The 18,737-nt window shown below is 61.0% G+C and carries 16 protein-coding genes; 14 read left to right on the top strand and 2 right to left on the bottom strand.

Annotated elements, in window-relative coordinates; all coding sequences use genetic code 11:
• Position 1: 1 nt before the first annotated feature.
• From waaC to HBO12_RS14055, 7 genes are all read left to right on the top strand, one after another.
• A complete protein-coding gene (gene waaC / locus HBO12_RS14025; RefSeq protein WP_170042415.1) occupies positions 2–1,063 on the top strand; it encodes a lipopolysaccharide heptosyltransferase I in 1,062 nt (353 codons plus the stop codon).
• A complete protein-coding gene (locus HBO12_RS14030) occupies positions 1,063–2,184 on the top strand; it encodes a glycosyltransferase family 4 protein (RefSeq protein ID WP_170042417.1) in 1,122 nt (373 codons plus the stop codon). The genes waaC and HBO12_RS14030 overlap by 1 nt, the downstream gene beginning before the upstream one ends.
• Complete coding sequence (gene rfaP / locus HBO12_RS14035) at positions 2,184–2,990, top strand: lipopolysaccharide core heptose(I) kinase RfaP (protein ID WP_169952297.1); 807 nt, start codon at positions 2,184–2,186, stop codon at positions 2,988–2,990. The genes HBO12_RS14030 and rfaP overlap by 1 nt, the downstream gene beginning before the upstream one ends.
• Positions 2,990–3,724: a lipopolysaccharide kinase InaA family protein gene (locus HBO12_RS14040; RefSeq protein ID WP_170042419.1), complete on the top strand. Its 735-nt coding sequence runs from the start codon at positions 2,990–2,992 to the stop codon at positions 3,722–3,724. Before rfaP ends, HBO12_RS14040 begins: the two co-directional genes overlap by 1 nt.
• Positions 3,721–4,473, top strand: coding sequence for a lipopolysaccharide kinase InaA family protein (locus HBO12_RS14045; protein ID WP_169952293.1), 753 nt, complete (start codon positions 3,721–3,723; stop codon positions 4,471–4,473). Before HBO12_RS14040 ends, HBO12_RS14045 begins: the two co-directional genes overlap by 4 nt.
• Positions 4,473–5,924 carry a lipopolysaccharide kinase InaA family protein gene (locus HBO12_RS14050; protein WP_170042421.1) on the top strand — a complete coding sequence of 484 codons (1,452 nt, stop codon included), beginning with the start codon at positions 4,473–4,475 and terminating at the stop codon, positions 5,922–5,924. Before HBO12_RS14045 ends, HBO12_RS14050 begins: the two co-directional genes overlap by 1 nt.
• A gap of 209 nt (positions 5,925–6,133) precedes the next feature.
• Positions 6,134–6,445, top strand: coding sequence for a hypothetical protein (locus HBO12_RS14055; RefSeq protein ID WP_170042423.1), 312 nt, complete (start codon positions 6,134–6,136; stop codon positions 6,443–6,445).
• Between the two features lie 151 nt (positions 6,446–6,596).
• Here HBO12_RS14055 and HBO12_RS14060 read toward each other — a convergent pair whose 3' ends face one another.
• Entirely contained in the window at positions 6,597–8,690 is a 2,094-nt protein-coding gene (locus HBO12_RS14060) for a TonB-dependent receptor family protein (protein ID WP_170042425.1), read from the bottom strand.
• A gap of 163 nt (positions 8,691–8,853) precedes the next feature.
• Between HBO12_RS14060 and HBO12_RS14065 the strand changes: the two genes are divergently transcribed.
• The 4 genes from HBO12_RS14065 (at position 8,854) to HBO12_RS14080 (ending at position 13,631) form a co-directional block, all read left to right on the top strand.
• On the top strand, positions 8,854–9,195 hold the full coding sequence (locus HBO12_RS14065) for a YceK/YidQ family lipoprotein (protein WP_346266505.1): 342 nt from the start codon (positions 8,854–8,856) through the stop codon (positions 9,193–9,195).
• 151 nt (positions 9,196–9,346) lie between these two features.
• Complete coding sequence (locus HBO12_RS14070; RefSeq protein ID WP_169952285.1) at positions 9,347–11,101, top strand: carbamoyltransferase C-terminal domain-containing protein; 1,755 nt, start codon at positions 9,347–9,349, stop codon at positions 11,099–11,101.
• Positions 11,094–11,999, top strand: a complete 906-nt coding sequence (locus HBO12_RS14075) for a glycosyltransferase family 2 protein (protein ID WP_169952283.1) — start codon at positions 11,094–11,096, stop codon at positions 11,997–11,999. Before HBO12_RS14070 ends, HBO12_RS14075 begins: the two co-directional genes overlap by 8 nt.
• A gap of 159 nt (positions 12,000–12,158) precedes the next feature.
• A complete protein-coding gene (locus HBO12_RS14080; protein WP_170042427.1) occupies positions 12,159–13,631 on the top strand; it encodes a hypothetical protein in 1,473 nt (490 codons plus the stop codon).
• Positions 13,632–13,633: 2 nt separating this feature from the next.
• Here the strand turns inward: HBO12_RS14080 and HBO12_RS14085 are convergent, their stop codons facing one another.
• On the bottom strand, positions 13,634–14,290 hold the full coding sequence (locus HBO12_RS14085) for a phosphotransferase (protein ID WP_170042428.1): 657 nt from the start codon (positions 14,288–14,290) through the stop codon (positions 13,634–13,636).
• A 124-nt stretch (positions 14,291–14,414) separates the two neighbouring features.
• Between HBO12_RS14085 and msbA the strand changes: the two genes are divergently transcribed.
• The 3 genes from msbA (at position 14,415) to HBO12_RS14100 (ending at position 18,718) form a co-directional block, all read left to right on the top strand.
• Positions 14,415–16,235 carry a lipid A export permease/ATP-binding protein MsbA gene (msbA, locus tag HBO12_RS14090; RefSeq protein WP_169952278.1) on the top strand — a complete coding sequence of 607 codons (1,821 nt, stop codon included), beginning with the start codon at positions 14,415–14,417 and terminating at the stop codon, positions 16,233–16,235.
• A 105-nt stretch (positions 16,236–16,340) separates the two neighbouring features.
• The gene (hldE, locus tag HBO12_RS14095) at positions 16,341–17,777 is read left to right on the top strand and encodes a bifunctional D-glycero-beta-D-manno-heptose-7-phosphate kinase/D-glycero-beta-D-manno-heptose 1-phosphate adenylyltransferase HldE (RefSeq protein WP_170042429.1); all 1,437 of its coding nucleotides are present in this window, start codon (positions 16,341–16,343) and stop codon (positions 17,775–17,777) included.
• Positions 17,778–17,788: 11 nt separating this feature from the next.
• On the top strand, positions 17,789–18,718 hold the full coding sequence (locus HBO12_RS14100) for an NAD-dependent epimerase/dehydratase family protein (RefSeq protein WP_170042431.1): 930 nt from the start codon (positions 17,789–17,791) through the stop codon (positions 18,716–18,718).
• Positions 18,719–18,737: the final 19 nt, after the last annotated feature.

The following is an 18,737-nucleotide window of genomic DNA, read 5'->3' on the forward strand; positions in this document are numbered from 1 at the left end:
GTTGCGGGTACTGGTAATCAAGACCTCATCCCTGGGCGATGTGATCCACGCCTTGCCGGCATTGACCGACGCGGCCCGGGCGATCCCGGGGATCCGTTTCGACTGGGTGGTGGAAGAAGGCTTCGCCGAAATCCCCACCTGGCATCCGGCGGTGGACAAGGTGATCCCAGTGGCGATTCGCCGCTGGCGCAAGAACCTCTGGCAGACCTTCAAGAGTGGCGAGTGGCGCCGCTTCAAGAAGCAGGTCCAATCGACCAAGTACGACTTGGTGATCGATGCCCAGGGCCTGCTGAAAAGCGCCTGGCTGACCCGCTATGTGCGGGCGCCGGTGGCGGGCTTTGACCAACATTCAGCCCGCGAACCCATCGCCGCGCGCTTCTATTCCCGGCGCCTGGCGGTTGCGCGTGGGCAGCATGCGGTGGAGCGCCTGCGCCAGTTGTTCGCCGTGGCCCTGGGCTATGACCTGCCCAAAGGCCTGGGGGATTACGGCCTGAGCACCGAAAAACTGCTCGGCCTGCCGCCGAAGAAGCCCTTTGTGCTGCTGCTGCACGGCACCACCTGGGACACGAAGCACTGGCCCGAAGCCTATTGGCGCGACCTGGCCGAACGCATGGGCAGCCTGGGGGTGGACGTGAAGTTGCCATGGGGCAATGCCGCCGAAAAAGCCCGCGCCGAGCGCCTGGCCCAAGGCCTGGCCAACGCCGAGGTGCTGCCCAAGCTGAACCTGGCCGGTGTGGCGCGGGTACTGGCCGGCGCCAGGGCCTGTGTGGCGGTGGATACCGGCCTCGGGCACCTGGCCGCCGCGCTGGATGTGCCGACAATTTCCCTGTTCGGCCCGACCAATCCGGGCCTGACCGGTGCCTACGGCAAGGCGCAGATCCATCTGGGCAGCGATTTCCCCTGCGCGCCCTGCCTGCAAAAGAAATGCACCTACCAACCGACCGCCGAAGACCAGCGCCGGTTTGATCTCAAGCGCGAGTGGCCGTTGTGCTTCACTCGCCTGAACCCTGAGCGTGTGGCCAGCCGACTGAGCACGTTGTTATTGGCTGAGGAGCTGCACTAATGCAACTGGCATTTGTACTGTACAAATATTTCCCCTTTGGTGGCTTGCAGCGCGATTTCATGCGCATCGCCCTGGAGTGCCAGCAGCGCGGCCACCAGATCCGTGTCTACACCCTGATCTGGGAAGGCGACGTGCCCCAAGGTTTTGAAGTGCTGGTGGCGCCGGTCAAGGCGTTCTTCAACCATCGGCGCAACGAGAAGTTGACCGCCTGGATGCAGGCCGACCTGGCCAAGCGCCCGGTGGACCGCTTGATCGGCTTCAACAAAATGCCTGGCCTGGATGTGTACTACGCGGCAGACGGCTGTTTTGAAGACAAGGCGCAGAACCTGCGGCACTCGCTGTATCGCAGCTTCGGCCGCTACCGGCACTTTGCTGAGTACGAGCGGGCGGTGTTTGCCAAGGACGCCAAGACCCAAGTGCTGATGATCTCCGAGGTCCAGCAGCCGCTGTTTATCAAGCACTACGACACGCCGCTGGCGCGCTTCCACCTGCTGCCACCGGGTATCGCCCAGGATCGTCGGGCGCCGCCGAATGCGGCCGAGATCCGCGCAGGCTTTCGCGCCGAATTCAACCTTGCGCACGATGACTTGCTGCTGGTGCAGATCGGCTCGGGTTTCAAGACCAAGGGCGTGGATCGCAGCCTCAAGGCACTGGCCGCACTGCCGCCAGACCTGAAAAAGCGCACCCGTCTGTTTGTAATTGGCCAGGACGACCCCAAAGTATTCCAATTGCAGAGTGCTACCCTTGGCCTGGGCGACAATGTGCAGTTCCTCAAGGGGCGCAGCGATATCCCGCGTTTTTTGCTGGGCGCCGACCTGTTGATTCACCCGGCGTACAACGAAAACACCGGGACCGTGCTGCTCGAAGCCCTGGTGGCCGGGTTGCCGGTATTGGTCACGGCGGTGTGTGGTTATGCCCATTACATCAGCGAGGCCGATTGCGGGCGTGTGCTTGACGAGCCTTTCGAGCAGGCCCAGCTCAACCAGTACCTGGCCGGGATGCTCAGTGATCAGCAGCAACGTGCGGCCTGGAGCCGCAATGGTCTGGCCTTCGCCGAGACGGCCGACCTCTATAGCATGCCGCAGCACGCTGCGGATGTAATTCTGGCGGAGCAACACTGATGAAGTTGATTCTTGCCGAACCGTTCAAGAGCCTTTGGGCCGGGCGCGATGCGTTCGCCGAAGTCGAGCTGTTGGAGGGTGAGGTTTACCGTGAACTGGAAGCCCGTCGCACCTTGCGCACCGAGGTGGATGGGCGCGGCTACTTTGTGAAAATCCACCGTGGCATCGGCTGGGGTGAAATCTTCAAGAACCTGTTCACCGCCAAATTGCCGGTGCTGGGCGCCGGGCAGGAGTGGCAGGCGATCCAGCGCCTGCACGAAGTGGGCGTCCCGACCATGACCGCCGTGGCCTACGGCGAACGTGGCGCCAACCCGGCCGACCAGCATTCCTTTATTGTCACCCAAGAGCTGGCGCCGACCATCAGCCTGGAAGACTTGAGCATGGACTGGCTCAAGCAGCCGCCCGAGCCGCGTCTCAAGCGCGCGCTGATTGCCGAAGTGGCGCGCATGACCGGGATGATGCATCGCGCCGGCGTCAACCATCGTGACTGCTACATCTGCCACTTCCTGCTGCACACCGACAAGCCGGTGACGGCCGATGACTTCAAGCTGTCGGTGATCGACCTGCACCGCGCCCAGGTGCGGCCGCGCATCAGTCAGCGCTGGCGCAACAAGGACCTGGCGGCCCTGTATTTTTCGATCCTGGATATCGGCCTGACCCGCCGCGACAAATTGCGCTTCCTCAAGGGCTACTTCCAGCAGCCCCTGCGCCAGATCCTGGCCGAGGAAGGCGCGTTGCTGCAGTGGCTGGAGCGCAAGGCCAGCAAGCTCTATGACCGTAAAATCCGCTATGGAGGCGCGCTCTGATGGCGGGTTGGAACCTGGAACCTGCTTACTCGGAGCTTGTGGACGATTTTGGTAGCCTCGACGCGGTGTTCGCCCTGCAAGGCGAGCGGCTGACCCGAGACCCACTGTCCGAAGTGATTCGCGTGGAGCGCGGTGGGGTCAACTACTACGTCAAGCGCTACACCGGCGCCGGCAAAGGCTTGCGGCGTTACCTGGGCAAGCCACGGGTCAAGTCCGAATGGCAGAACCTCAAGCGCTTCGCCAAGTGGGGCATCCCCACGGCCGAAGTCGTGGCCTGGGGCCTGGAGCGCAAGGGCCTGGCCTATGACCGTGGGGCGATGATCACCCGCGAGTTGCCGCGCACTGAAGACCTGGCGGCCCTGGCCGAACGCAAGGACCCGCAATTGTCCGACCCGGCGTGGGTCGACAAGGTCAGCCGCCAGCTCGCCGAATACACCCGGACCATGCACGACCACCGGTTTACCCACAACGATTTGAAGTGGCGCAACCTGTTGATCGACGACCAGCAAACCCTGTACCTGATCGACTGCCCCAACGGCGACTTTTGGCGCGGCTTCTGGCTCAAATACCGGATCACCAAGGACTTGGCGTGCCTGGACAAGGTCGCCAAATACCACTTGTCGGCCACCCAGCGCCTACGCTTCTACATGCAATATCGTCGGCGCAAGCACCTGAACACATCGGATAAACAGCGGATCCGCCATGTGCTGAAGTTTTTCGAGGGACGCGAATGAACGACTTCCTGGCAACTGAAGACCGGGCCTTGCTGGAGCGCAATGGCCTGGCTGACTTCGATGCCCTGTGGGCCAGGCAACTGGATGCAGTGGACGAGCCCAACACCAGTCGCGGCGGCTGGAGCAGTGTGTTCCGCCTGGAGCTGGAGGGCCGTGGCTTCTACCTCAAGCGCCAGAGCAACTACCTGACGCGCACCCTGCATCGGCCGTTTGGCGAGCCAACCTTTGCCCGCGAGTTTCGCAATATCAGCCGCTATCGGCAGAAGGCGATCCCAGCCTTGCAGGCCGCCTTTTATGGCGAGCGCAAAGTTGCCGGCGAATACCGCGCCTTGCTGCTGACCCGCGCGCTGGATGGCTGGAATGACCTGGATTCACTCCTGGAGCAGTGGCCGGCCCTGAGCGAAGCCCAGCACCACGCAATCCTCGTGGCCTGCGGCCAATTGGCGCGCAAGCTCCATGGTGTCGGCCAGGTGCATGGCTGTTTTTACCCCAAGCACATCTTCCTGCAGGCCACCGGCGACGGTTACGCGGCGCAGTTGATCGACCTGGAAAAAACCCGGCCGCTGTTGCTGGGCCGGCGTGATCGGGTCAAGGATCTGGAGCCGCTGCTGCGCCGTGCCGGGGCATGGACCGCAGAGCAGGTGCGGCAATTTCTGGCGGCTTACCTCGACCAGCCGGTCGACAGTTCGCTGGTGGATACCTGGGCAACTTACCTGGCGGGGCGCCGCAGTCACAAGGAGGCCCGCTGATGCGGCTGTCTGAACTCAAAAACGCCGGGCGCACCCCCGCGCTGCCGTTGAGTATTGAGTTGGCGGATGCAGCGGGCCCTGGGCAGTTGCAGCTGCTGAGCCTGTTGCGGGTGTTGCCCGGCCAGCGTTATGTGGGCGCGGCCATCTGGCGCGGCCGGCCGGTGCTGGCCAAGTTGCTGGTGGGTAGCAACGCCGCGCGACATTTCCAGCGCGAACTCCAGGGCGTGCGCCTGCTCGCCGAGCAAGGCCTCACTACCCCGCTGTTGCTCGCCGACGGCCTGCAAGACGGTGAGGGTGGCTGGCTGCTGTTCGAGTTTCTGGAAGGGGCCCAAAGCCTGGCCGACGCCTGGGCAGCAGTCGAAGCCTTGCCGCTCTTGGCCGATGAGCAACAGGCAGTACTGGCCCAAGCGCTGGGTGCGATTGCCCAGATGCACGCCAAGGGTTTGTGGCAGGAAGATCTGCACCTGGACAACCTGATGCGTCAGGCTGACAAGCTGTATTTGATCGACGGGGGGGGCATCTGCGTCGAGCAGGCGGGTAAACCCCTGTCACGCAACCGGGTGCTGGAAAACCTCGGGGTGTTTTTTGCCCAGTTACCGAGCGACCTCGAACCGTTTACCGAAGAATTACTGGTGCACTACCTGTTAAGCAACGGCGAGCACGCGTTGCCTCTGGAAGCCTTGCAAAAACAGGTGCGCAAAGTGCGCGCATGGCGCCTGAAAGACTTCATGGGCAAGATCGGCCGTGAGTGCACCTTGTTCAGCGTAGTGCGCGGGGCCTTTGGGCTGCGGGCGATCCGGCGTGAAGAAGAAGCCACCCTGCTGCCAGTACTGGCACAGGTCGATGGGCTGATCGACCAGGGCCAGATGTACAAGGCCGGCGCCTCGGCCACGGTGGCCAGGGTGGATGTCGCGGGGCGGCCGCTGGTGATCAAACGCTACAACATCAAGGGTTTTACACACTGGCTCAGGCGCTTCTGGAGGCCCAGCCGCGCCTGGCACGCCTGGAGCGAAGGCAACCGCCTGACATTCCTGGGGATTGCCACGCCCAAGCCCCTGGCGCTTCTGGAACGACGCTTTTTCTGGCTGCGCGGCCGGGCTTATCTGGTCACCGAGCACCTGTCCGGGCCCGACCTGATCGAGCACCTGGCCCCTTACGTGGACAGCGGCGAGGTGCCCGAGCCTGAACTGCTGGCCCTGGAGCGCCTGTTTGGCGAACTGATTCGCGAGCGGATCAGCCATGGCGACTTCAAGGGGCGCAACCTGTTCTGGCAGGGAGGGCGTTGGGTGCTGATTGATCTGGATTCGATGTGTCAGCATGGCTCGCTGAGCAGCTTCGCGCCGGCGTTTGCCAAGGACCGTGCGCGGTTTATGCGCAACTGGCCGGCTGATAGTGCTTTGTATCGCGTGATTGATCAGCGCTTGCCCAAGGTGAGCGCGTTAGCTAGGTGATCCGCGTGAGGCCGTCATAAGTCGTAGCGATTTTTTCAGGTCTGGGAAGTCACAGTGTTTTCGAAGGCAAGGGGCATTACTTGATATTTTGATTAAGTAGTGCTCTGGACATTGTTCGTTGGGGTTAATAGGTTGTATCGACGCGTGATAAAAATATCTTATATAGATGTTTATTGAGTGATCGAAATGTTAATTCCGGGAGTGTGCAAATGACTTCGATAACAGGTTTTCAACCGTTTTCTTTTTACAGTGATCTGGCCGGTAAAAATAAGCCGATAGATCCGGTGAATCCAACAAGTCCGATAGATAAAGTGCAGTCGGGTGTCCGCAATCCAAAGGACACAACCGCTGGTGATGACGCCGAATTTTTTAACGCCGATACCCAGGAATGGCAGCCAACCGCCTCTAATGGCAAAGGTGATGGTGGTCATGTGAACTTTGGTGATCCCTATCGAGAGCCCATAGATCATGAACTGGTTTACGGGGCTAATGGAGAGTGGCAATTAAAGGCTGATGGGTGATTGCTCAAAAGTTGAGTAGGTGTTTGCGTTTATAGTTCTTTATGATTTTGGTGGGTACTTTTCCAAAGTGTAGGGGCTGGGTTATAGGAAGTGTCTGTTATTAATGTGGGAACCAAATGGGCAATGTTATTTGCCCATTGGTTTTTATCACTCAAAAGCTGTACTGGGCTCCTGCGCCCGCATACCACGACCTGCCGGGCGCGGCTTCGTAATAACGATCGTTGCCATCGCCAACAATCACCGAACCGACGTACTGGCGATCCAGCAGGTTGTCCAGGCGCAGGGTCTGGTGAAAGGTCCAGTGTTCGACCTTCTGCTCAAAGCGTGCACGCCAGTTGAAAACGCTGTAACCCGGAGCAGCATGCTTCTGGTTGGTGTCTTCGACATAGATCTTGCTGCGGTACATACCTTCGACGGCGGTACTCACCCAGTCCCTTGGTTTCCAGTTCAGTTCGGCAAAGAGCGTGGTCTGTGGGACGCCGGGTAGGTAGTTGCCCTTGTCCACGGTTTTGCCGCTATTGCTGAAGTTGCTGTCGTAGGTGGCTTGCAGGCGGGTGTAGGCGAGGTTGGCGCTCCACTGTTCGCTCAGTTGGCTTTCGATGCCCAGCTCAAAGCCACGGCGTAGGGTGCGGCCGGCGTTTTGGTAGCTGGTGCGTCCGCCATTGGACTGTGCGACTACCAACTCATCCTCAGTGGTGATCTGGAACACAGCAGCGTTGACCCGCGTGCTGTTGTTCACCTGCGCCTTCAATCCCACTTCATATTGAGTGCTTTCTGACGGCTTCAGGCCGAAGTTGAAGCCTTCGATGGTGCCCGGGGCGTAGGCCATTTCGGCTTGGGTCGGCGTTTCGAAGCCCTTGCCGGCGCTGACGTAGCCGTGCAGGTCTGGGGTGAAGGCGTACATCACGCTCATCGAGGGCGTGTTCTTCTGGTAGGTCTTATTGCCGCTGGCATCGCCGTTGCTCAGGAACTGGTCATCCACGTCCATTTCCATCGTGCTGTGGCGCAGCCCGGCTTGCAGGGTCCAGCGCTCGATGGCCCAGTTGGCCTGGATGTACGGGTCGAGGCTGCGGGCGGTGTCGATTTCATTGCGGCGTAATTCGCCTTTCACGCCGAGGGTGTTGCCGCTGTAGTTCTGGTAGCCGTGGCGGCTGTCTTCGCTCTGGTCGAAGTCCAGGCCGGTGATGATCATCAATTCGCCCGGCACGCTGTCGATGGGCTGCATCCAGCGCACGCCACCGCCGTAGAACTTGCGGTCGAATTGCACCACGCCGCCGCCGCGTTCGTTGCTCGCTACGCCCTTGGGAATCGACAAATACTGAATCACACTCCGCCGCCCGGTATAGGCATTCACCTGCAACGTTGCATCGCCAATGTACCGCTCGTAATTCATCCCCAGTTGCTGATGATCAATGCTCTTGCGCGTGTTGTACGCCAGGGCATTGCTGTTTACCGAACGCGGGTCGGCCTTGTAGCCTGCCCAGGTTTGTCCCAGCGGGTCTTGGGTGCCGTTTTGCTCCAGGCTGCTATAGATCAGGGCTAGCTTGCTGTCGTCATCGGGTTCGAGGTTGAGCTTGGCGAAGGTCTGGTCACGGCGGGCGCTGCTGTGGTCGCGGTAGCCGTCGGTGTCCATGCGCGAGGCATCGAGGACAAACCCGGCGCCCTGCACCGCGCCTTCGGCGCTGAGGTGGTTCTTGTTCAGGCCGTCGCTGCCAAACAGGGTTTCGGCGCCGATACGGGGCGGGCCTTCGCCATTGCGCGAGAACATCTGGATTACCCCGCCGGCGTTGCTGCCATACAGGGTGGCGGCCGGGCCGCGCAGTACTTCGATGCGGTCCGCTGTGTCGAGGTTGAAGGTGGCGGCCTGGCCCTGGCCATCCGGGGTGCTGGCGGGGATGCCATCGGCAATCAGCTTGATCCCGCGCACGCCAAACGCCGAGCGCGCGCCAAAGCCGCGGGAGGAAATCTGCAGGTCCTGGGCGTAGTTCTGGCGGTTCTGCACCACCAGCCCCGGCACGCGGGACAGGGCCTCCGAGGCATTGATACCCAACTGGCCGTCGCTGATCTGCTCACGGCTGATGCTGTCCACCGAGTAGGGCAGGTCGAAGCTGCGACTGGCGCTGCGCGAACCTGTCACCACGCTGGGGTCGAGGATCAGCAGGGCATCTTCGGCCAGGGCAGTTTGCTGCAGGCCCGGCAGGCTCTGGAGCAACATCGCAAAACACGTGGGAGCAACAACTTTCATGAGCAAACCAACTTCCATGACGCGCAGCGCGGGCGCGGAAAAAGGGCGCGAGTTTAACGATTCTGCGCGGCGTTTTTTGAAGAATATTCCCGCAAAATGCCGGCATATTCGTCTTACACAGTCTTGGGTTAGGCTGTGCGCCCCATACCAAAGAGGGTTACCCGTGAATCCTACAAACATTCTGCTGCTCGCCGCCATTGTCCTTTCGACCACGGCCTGCGGCACCCTGAATACGGTGTTTCGCGAAGACGCGGTGGCCAGCCAGAAGCTCAAGGACCTGCGCAGCCACTGCGAGAGCGTGCCCCGTATCTACAGCGGGGTGGTGTATGACTTCTGCTCCCTCAATGGCGAACCCAACAGCAAAAAAAGCCTGGAAGACCAGCAGATCGCCTCGGTGCCGTGGATAGCCATTGATTTCGTGCTATCGGGCGTTCTCGATACTTTGGTACTGCCCTACACCGTCTACCGGCAAAATCGAGACGGCAGTATCGAGATTTTCCGATGATGCCTCTTGTTTCTCCGTGCCATTTGCGGCTAGAGGCGTTTTGCCGCTTTTAAGCTATAATCCCGCCCTTTAGCTTTTCTCGCCGAGGCGAGGGGCTCACATTTTTTCAGGCGCCAGCGCCTGCATGCAGACTAAAAGAGGCTAGACCCCAGTGGCATTGACGATTCTTGGCCTGTCCGGCGCCCTTAGCCATGATCCTTCCGCAGCGTTGTATATCGACGGCAAGCTGATCGCGGCCGCCGAAGAAGAGCGCTTCGTACGCGATAAACATGCAAAGAACCGCATGCCCTACGAGTCGGCGAAGTTCTGCCTGGAACAGGCTGGCATCAAACCCTCCGACGTTGATGTGGTGGCGATCCCGTTTGCCCCGATCAGCTTGTTCGGCGAGGCTCGCTGGCACTATGCCAAGCGTTACTGGTATGCCCCGGACCGCGCCCTTGACGCGATCCTGATGGGCAACCGGCGCTACAAGCGCTACCGCAACAAGATTGTCTGGTGCCTGGAACAACTGGGCTTCGATCCGAAGAAGATCAAGATCGAGCCGGTTGAACACCACCTGGCCCACGCTTCCAGCGCCTATCACTGCTCGGGTTTCCAGGAGAAGACCGCGATCCTCGGGATCGACGGCAAGGGCGAGTACGCCACCACCTTCTTCGGCTACGGCGAAAACGGCAAGATCCACAAGATCAAGGAATTCTACGATCCGGACTCCCTGGGCGGCCTGTACGGCGCGATCACCGAGTTCCTCGGCTTTGAAATGCTCGACGGCGAGTTCAAGGTCATGGGCATGGCACCCTATGGCGATGCCAGCAAGTACGATTTCTCGCGCCTGGCTTCCTTTGAAAATGGCGAGCTGGTGATCAACACCGACTACGCCAACGTCATCGGCCTGCGCCGCTATAAAGAGAAGGGCAAGGGCTTCTACTTCTCGCCAAAACTGATTGAGTGGCTGGGTCCCAAGCGTGAAGGCGACATCGCCGACGAGCCGTACATCCACTACGCAGCCAGCATGCAGGCGCTGTTCGAGAAACTGGCCTTGCAGATGATCGACCATTACCTGGGCGATATCCTCAAGGAAACCGGCAAGCTGGCCTTCGCCGGCGGCTGCGCGCTGAACGTCAAGTTGAACCAGAAGATCATTGCCCGCGACGACGTCAAGGAGCTGTTCGTGCAGCCGGCGTCCGGCGATGCCGGCACTGCCGTGGGCGCGGCGGCCTATGTGTCCCATGCCCGTGGGGTACCGGTAGAGAAGATGGAACACGTCTATCTCGGCCCGTCCTACAGCAATGAAGAAGTGATTGCCGCGTGCGCCAAGCACCCGAGCAAGCCGAAGTGGCGCCAGATCGACGACATGCCCAAGCGCATCGCCCAGATCATGGTCGACGGCAACCCGGTGGCCTGGTTCCAGGGCCGCATGGAGTTTGGCCCGCGCGCCCTGGGCGGGCGTTCGATCATTGGTTGCCCGAGCGCCGTGGGCGTGGCTGATCGGATCAACCACCAGATCAAGTTCCGCGAGCGCTGGAGGCCTTTCTGCCCGTCGATGCTCGACACCGTGGCCCCGCAGATGATCAAGGTCGATCACCCGGCCCCGTTCATGACCTTCACCTTTGAAGTGGCCGAAGAGTGGAAAACCCGCGTGCCGGAAGTGGTCCATGAAGATGGCACCTCCCGCGCCCAGGTGCTCAAGCGCGAGTACAACCCGCGCTACTACGACATGATGAAAGAGCTGGAAGTGCTGACCGGCAACGGTGTGTCCCTGAACACCTCGCTCAACCGCCGCGGCGAAGCGATGATCTGCTCGCCGACCGACGCCCTGAACATGTTCTTCGGCTCCGACCTGCAGTACCTGATCATGGAAGACATCCTGGTCGTCAAAGACGGTGTGGAAGGGCAAGCCGTTGACTGAAGCACTGATTGGCGTCGTCATCCCGGCCTACAACTACGCGCGCACCCTGGGGCGCGCGGTTGAGTCGGTGCTGGCGCAACTCGACGAAGCCGATGCGCAGCTGTTGGTGATTGATGACGGCTCTACCGATGAGACGCCGCAGGTGCTGGAAGCTCTGCTGGCCAAGCACCCCGGGCGTTTCCAGGCCCTGCGCAAGCCCAATGGCGGCCTGGCCTCGGTGCGCAATCGCGGGATTGAGGAGTCTGCGGGCCAGTACCTGATGTTCCTCGACGCCGATGATGAAATGGCCCCAGGCGCCCTGGCCCTGGTTGCGCAGCATATTGCTGCTCACCCGGATAGCCGCCTGATCATCGGTGGCCACTGGTCGGTATTTGAAGATGGCAAGCGCCGCCTGCATGCCGTCAAGCCGCTGCCTGCCACCCCATACCAGCGGGTTCGCGGGTACTTGCTGGACAAGACCATCGCGATCTCCAATGGCGCTTGCGCCATGCACCGCGACATCTTCGCGGTGGGCAACTACCCGGAGCGCATGCGTAACGCCGAGGATATCCCGGTGTTTGCCCAGGCCCTGGCGCGCGTGCCTTGCACGGTCATCGACCAGCCACTGGCGCTGATCTACAAGCATGCGGACAGCTTGCGACATGACATCAACCACAGTGTCGCGGCGGGCGTGAGCCTGGTAGACGAGGTGTTTTCGCCGGTGCGTATGCCAGCAGAGTTGCAAGGCCTGCGCAGTGCGTTTCTCGCGCAGCGCTGCCTGTCGTTGTTTCGCAATTGCTTCAGTGCTGGGGAATACACGCTTGCCAGGCAGTTTTACTGCCAGGCGGTACGTACCGACTGGCGCGCCCTGACGCGCTGGTCGTACACACGCAAGGCGCTTCAGCTGATGTTCAAGTAAGCGCTTTATAGCCTGTTACGCTACGCCGGGAATTACCTATGCAGCACCGAGTTGATTGCAATGACTGGGCGCTGGGTTTTCGTGGTGCAGTGGTTTTTCTGGAATGTATGTTTTCAAATCTTGTGCACGCGATGTGACGCCAGGTTTTAAGGGGGGGGTGTGGTTGGTATAGGCAGCAAGTTGTGGGCCCGGGTGTTGAGTATTGTCGTCGAGCATCCTGTTCGAGTGGCATTTTTTGGGAGCCTGCTGCTGTCCCTGATCGCTGTGCTGGGCGCAGCGACTGTCGGACGTGATGCTGCTTTCTACCTGACCATTGCCCAGGACGCTCACGTCCATGGCCCGAAAGCCGCCTTTGCCGTATTCAACTGGCCCTGGTTCTCTCTGCTCCTGGCGGGCACCCATTCGGTTTCAGCCCTGCCCATAGAACTGAGTGCGTACTTGTGGTGTTCGCTGTTTGCTGCGGGGACCTGTGCGCTACTGGTTGACTGCGTGCGCCAACGCTCGGTGCAGGTGGCGCCTTGGGCTTGCCTGGTGGTGTTGGCGATGCCTGCGTTCAACCAGTTTCGTGGCGAGATCCTGCGTGAGTTCGGCTTCTGGTTCTTCTGCATCCTGACGCTTTGGCTGGCCATGCGCTGGCAGGCCCGCGGTGGATGGCTGCGGGCGGCAATCATCCACCTGGTGATTGTCGCGGCGGCAGCCTTCCGGCTGGAAGCGTTGTTGCTGTTGCCGGCGTTGGGCTTATGGCAGTTGCCTGGCCTGTGGGTGCGCGAGCGGCGCCTGGCGCTCCTGCAGTTTGTGGCGCTGCCGCTGTTGGGTGTCGTGGCGGGGATAGTGCTGGTCTCGGCCACGGATGGTTTTACATCGGCTCGTGTTGACTACTATCTGGGCTTGATCAACCCCAACCAGGTGCTGGCGTCGTTTGACTTGCTGCGCGATCAGTTCGCCAACTCGCTGATCAACAAGTACTCCCAGGATGAAGCCGGACGCATCATCTTTTTTGGCATCCTGGCGGCCATGGCCATCGGCTTTGTAAATATTTGCGGTCCGTTTGCCGTGCCGTTTTTGCGTGGCCGCAATTGGCAGGCGATCAAGCGCTACTGGCACGAATACCGGCCTTTTGCCTGGGCGGCGCTGTTGTACCTGTTGGTATTGCTGCTGTTCTTTATCCAGCAGCAGTTCATGAACTTGCGCTACATGAGCTTCCTGAACCTACTGTTTGTGCCGGCGCTGGCCTTGGCGATGCAGATGTTTGCCCAACAGTTCCCGCGCCTGGGCAAGGGTCTGGTGGCGGTCTGCCTTTTGGTGATGTTGTCCAATGTGGTGTCCACCGGGCCGGGCAAGGTCCAGTACGTTGACGCGGGGCGCTGGATGGCGGCGAATGTCGAGCCGGATGTCCCAGCGTATTTCGATGACGGCCGGATCGGTTATTACGCCGGGCGTGGTTATCTGCTCAAGCAATTGACCCGGGAAGCGGCGATGTCGCCGGCCTATGCGGATCAATTCCGCTATTTCCTGATCGAAGCCCGCGGTAACGAGCCCTGGCTCATCAGTTGGCTGGCCGAGCGCAACATGCGCATCGTCGAGCGCTTCGCCAATCGCCGAGGCGCCACGGTGCTGATCATCACCCGGTGAAGTCAGTCCAGTAATTGCCGCAGGCGCTCAATCAGCGGCGCCTGCCGACTGCCGGCCGGCAAGCCCTGGCGATAGCCATCGAAGAAGGCTTGCCCGGCATCATCGCCCAGCAGCCATTGCCGATCCTCGGGATAGCGCCGCAGATGGCTGAAGTTACGCAGGCGCTTGCTCTGGCTCAGGGCGGCGGCCTGGCAACTCAGGTCGGCAATGTCGATCAGCCCCAGGGTGTTTTCCGGAGTCAGGACCACGTTGCCAAAGTGCAGCGAGCGAAAGTACACGCCCTTCTCATGCAGTTGCGCAATGAAACAGCCCAGGCGCACACGCAAGGCGTCGGCCTCGGCCTTGGCGAGTTTCAACTGGCGGATGGTTTCCCCGGCCAGCGGGCTGTAATACACCGCGTCCCGCGCAATGCTGGGAATGCGATACACCGCAATGATGCGCGGGCAGGGGATATCCCGTTGCTGCAATGCGCGGGTGTTGTTGGCGAAGCGCTGGGCATACGGGTAGAACAGCGCCGAACTGAGCAGGCGCTTGCGCCGGAACAGTTTGAGCATGCAACCATCGGTCAACCGGAGCACCTTGTCGCCAGAACCATCGGCTTCCAGCACCTGCGCGCCGGCGCGCAATGCCTCATAGGTGTTGTGATCGATTACTTGCATGCCTGACTCCCATCAATAGCCGGTTATCTTAACCGACTTGATGCAAGGCTGGCCCCTGCTCATGTTTTTTGGGGCGAAGAGGCCTGTGATATGATCCGCGCCTTACTGATTTGCGCGGATTCCCATGAGCAGTCCTGAACCGAAAACCCAGTCGACGCTGGCGATTTACTTCCGCCTCCTGACTTACGTACGGCCTTATGTGGGTCTGTTCATCCTGAGTATCGTCGGGTTCCTGATCTTCGCATCGACCCAGCCGATGCTCGCTTATATCCTCAAGTATTTCGTCGATGGCCTGGCGAATCCCGAGGCCAGCCTGTTCCCCGGCAACCCTTATCTGGGCAAGTTGCAGTTACTGGAAACCGTGCCGCTGATGATCGTGCTGATCGCGGCCTGGCAGGGCGTGGGTTCGTTCCTCGGCAACTTCTTCCTGGCACGGGTTTCCCTGGGCCTGGTCCACGACCTGCGCGTGGTGCTGTTCAACAAACTGTTGGAGTTGCCCAACCGCTTTTTTGACAAGAACAACTCCGGCCACCTGATTTCGCGCATTACCTTCAACGTCACCATGGTCACCGGTGCAGCCACCGATGCGATCAAGGTGGTTATCCGCGAAGGCATGACCGTGATTTTCCTGTTCTGCACCCTGGTGTGGATGAACTGGAAGCTGACCCTGGTGATGCTGGCGATCCTGCCGGTGATCGGCATGATGGTGAACAGCACCAGCCGTAAATTCCGCAAGCAAAGCAAGAAAATCCAGGTGTCCATGGGCGACGTGACCCATGTGGCCTCCGAGACGATCCACGGCTACCGTGTGGTCCGCAGCTTTGGCGGCGAGAAATATGAAAAGGTGCGCTTCGAGCAGGCGAGCCTGAGCAATACCGAGAAACAACTGGCGATGACCAAGACCGGCGCGGTGTACACGCCGATGCTGCAGTTGGTGACCTACAGTGCGATGGCCGTGGTCATGTTCCTGGTCCTGTATTTGCGTGGCGATGCCTCGCCCGGCGACCTGGTGGCCTACATCACCATGGCCGGCCTGTTGCCCAAGCCGATTCGCCAGCTGTCCGAAGTCAGCTCGACCATCCAAAAGGGCGTGGCGGGTGCCGAGAGTATTTTCGAGCAGTTGGATGAGCCGGTCGAAGTCGACCAGGGCGTGATCGAGCATGAACGTCTGGCTGGGCGCATTGAAGTGCGCAACCTCAGCTTCCAATACCCGGAAAGCGACAAGAAGGTGCTCAACGACATCAGCTTTATCGTCGAGCCTGGGCAAATGGTCGCGCTGGTGGGGCGTTCGGGCAGCGGCAAGTCGACCCTGGCGGGCTTGATCCCGCGCTTCTATCAGCACGAACAGGGGCAGATTCTGCTCGACGGCGTACGCGTGCAGGATTTCACCCTGCGCAACCTGCGCCGGCAAATTGCCCTGGTGACCCAGCAGGTCACCTTGTTCAATGACACCGTGACCAACAACATCGCCTATGGCGACCTGGCCGGAGCGCCCGCAGACGCGGTACACCATGCCGCTCGCGAAGCCTATGCCGACGAGTTCATCGTGAAGATGCCCCAGGGCTACGAAACCCTGGTGGGCGAGAATGGCGTGCTGCTGTCTGGCGGCCAGCGCCAGCGCATTGCGATTGCCCGGGCCTTGCTCAAGGATGCGCCGCTGCTGATTCTCGACGAGGCGACTTCGGCCCTGGACACCGAGTCCGAGCGCCATATCCAGGCGGCCCTGGACCATGTGGTGAAGAACCGCACGACCCTGGTGATTGCCCACCGCCTGAGCACCATCGAGAAAGCCGACCTGATCCTGGTGATGGACGACGGCCAGATTGTCGAGCGCGGCACCCATGTCGAGCTGCTGGCGAAGAACGGTTACTACGCCCGCTTGCACGCCAAGGAGTTCGAAGAAGGTGACCCTGTGGCGCCCTCCCACGTGACAGATGCCTATTGAGGCGCTATTGCAGCCAGGCTGGGATCGACCGCCAGGATTGAATCGGTCGATGCTTTTCCCTGTGCTAATATCGCGCCCCTGTTCATTTTGTATGTGGGTTGCTCCATGAAGTTGTCCATGCCGCGATTCGATCAAGCCCCTGTCTTGGTGGTCGGCGATGTCATGCTCGACCGTTACTGGCATGGCGGTACCTCACGGATTTCCCCTGAGGCACCGGTACCGGTAGTCAAGGTCGAGCAAATCGAAGACCGTCCAGGCGGCGCTGCCAACGTCGCCCTTAACATCGCTGCACTCGGCGCCCCGGCCTCCCTGGTCGGCGTGACCGGCGACGACGAAGCCGCCGACAGCCTGACCAACAGCCTGCGCGGCGCTGGCGTGCGTGCCCTGTTCCAGCGCATTGCCCACCAGCCGACCATCGTCAAGCTGCGGGTCATGAGCCGTCACCAGCAATTGCTGCGTATCGATTTTGAAGAACCCTTCGCCACCGACGCCCTGGCCCTCAGTGACCAGGTCGACACGTTGCTCGAAGGCATCAAGGTGCTGGTGCTGTCGGACTACGGCAAAGGCGCGTTGAAAAACCACCAGGTGCTGATCCAGGCCGCCAAGGCCCGGGGTATCCCGGTGCTGGCCGATCCCAAGGGCAAGGACTTCTCGGTCTACCGGGGCGCCAGCCTGATCACGCCGAACCTCAGCGAATTTGAAACCATCGTCGGCGGCTGCGCCGATGAGCACGACTTGGTGAGCAAAGGCGCACGCCTGATGGCCGACCTCGACCTCGGTGCCTTGCTGGTGACCCGTGGCGAACACGGCATGACCCTGCTGCGCCCCGGCCACCCGGCCATGCACCTGCCGGCGCGGGCGCGGGAAGTATTCGACGTCACCGGCGCCGGCGACACCGTTATTTCCACCCTGGCGGCGGCGATCGCAGCCGGTGAGGAATTGCCCCACGCGGTGGCCCTGGCCAACCTGGCGGCGAGCATTGTGGTGGGCAAACTGGGTACGGCATCCATCAGCGCCCCGGAACTGCGCCGTGCGATCCAGCGCGAGGAAGGCTCGGAGCGCGGCGTGTTGAGCCTTGAGCAATTGCTGCTGGCGATTGACGATGCCCGTGCCCATAACGAAAGCATCGTTTTCACCAACGGTTGCTTCGACATCCTGCACGCCGGCCATGTGACTTACCTGGAGCAGGCCCGCGCCCAGGGTGATCGCCTGATCGTGGCGATCAACGACGATGCTTCGGTCAGCCGCCTCAAAGGCCCTGGCCGGCCAATCAACAGTGTGGATCGGCGCATGGCGGTCCTGGCTGGGTTGGGCGCGGTGGACTGGGTGATCAGTTTCTCCGAGGGCACCCCGGAAAACCTGCTGGCCCAGGTCAAGCCGGACGTGTTGGTCAAGGGCGGCGACTACTCGGTCGACCAGGTGGTCGGCGCCGATATCGTCAACGCCTATGGCGGCAAGGTCAAAGTCCTGGGGTTGGTGGAAAACAGCTCGACCACCGCGATTGTCGAAAAAATTCGCCAAACCAACGATGCTGCTCAATAGGGTTTGCCGCTATGTCTGATGCTCTCGTACTGATTACCGGTGGTGCTGGCTTTATCGGTTCCAATCTGGTCGATGCACTGCTGGCCAAGGGCTACGCGGTGCGCGTGCTGGATAACCTGTCCACCGGCAAGCGCAGCAACCTGCCGCTGGACAACCCACGCCTGCAACTGCTCGAAGGCGATGTGGCCGATGCCGCACTGGTCGCTCGTGCAGCGGTAGGGGTTACGGCGGTAGTGCACCTGGCGGCAGTCGCTTCGGTGCAGGCGTCGGTGGATGACCCGGTCAGTACGCACCAGAGCAACTTCGTGGGTAGCCTCAATGTTTGCGAAGCCATGCGCCAGGCTGGGGTCAAGCGCGTGGTGTTTGCTTCCAGTGCGGCGGTGTATGGCAACAACGGCGAAGGCGACTCCATCGATGAGCAAACCGCCAAGGCACCGTTGACGCCATACGCTTCGGACAAGCTGGCCAGCGAGCACTATTTTGACTTCTACCGTCGCCAGCATGGCCTGGAGCCGGTGATTTTCCGCTTCTTCAACATCTTTGGGCCGCGCCAGGATCCTTCATCGCCGTATTCCGGGGTGATCAGCATCTTCAGCGAGCGCGCGCAAAAAGGCCTGCCGATTGCCGTATTCGGCGACGGTGAGCAAACCCGTGACTTCATGTACGTCGGGGATCTGGTAGCCGTGCTGGTGCAAGCCGTGGAAATGGCCGATGCGCCGCTGGGCGCGATCAATGTCGGCTGGAACCGCACCACCACCCTCAAGCAGTTGCTGCAGGCGCTGTCGCAAATCGTCGGCTCATTGCCGGCTGTCAGCTACACCGCGCCGCGCTCGGGGGATATCCGGCATTCCAGGGCCAACAACCAGCGCTTGGCGGCGAGCTTCACATTGCCTGAGCCGACGCCGCTGAAGGCCGGGCTGGAAAAACTACTCAACCAATAGATACCGCTCGCCACAGGCG

This window comes from Pseudomonas sp. WS 5059 (assembly GCF_012985525.1).
Lineage (GTDB): Bacteria > Pseudomonadota > Gammaproteobacteria > Pseudomonadales > Pseudomonadaceae > Aquipseudomonas.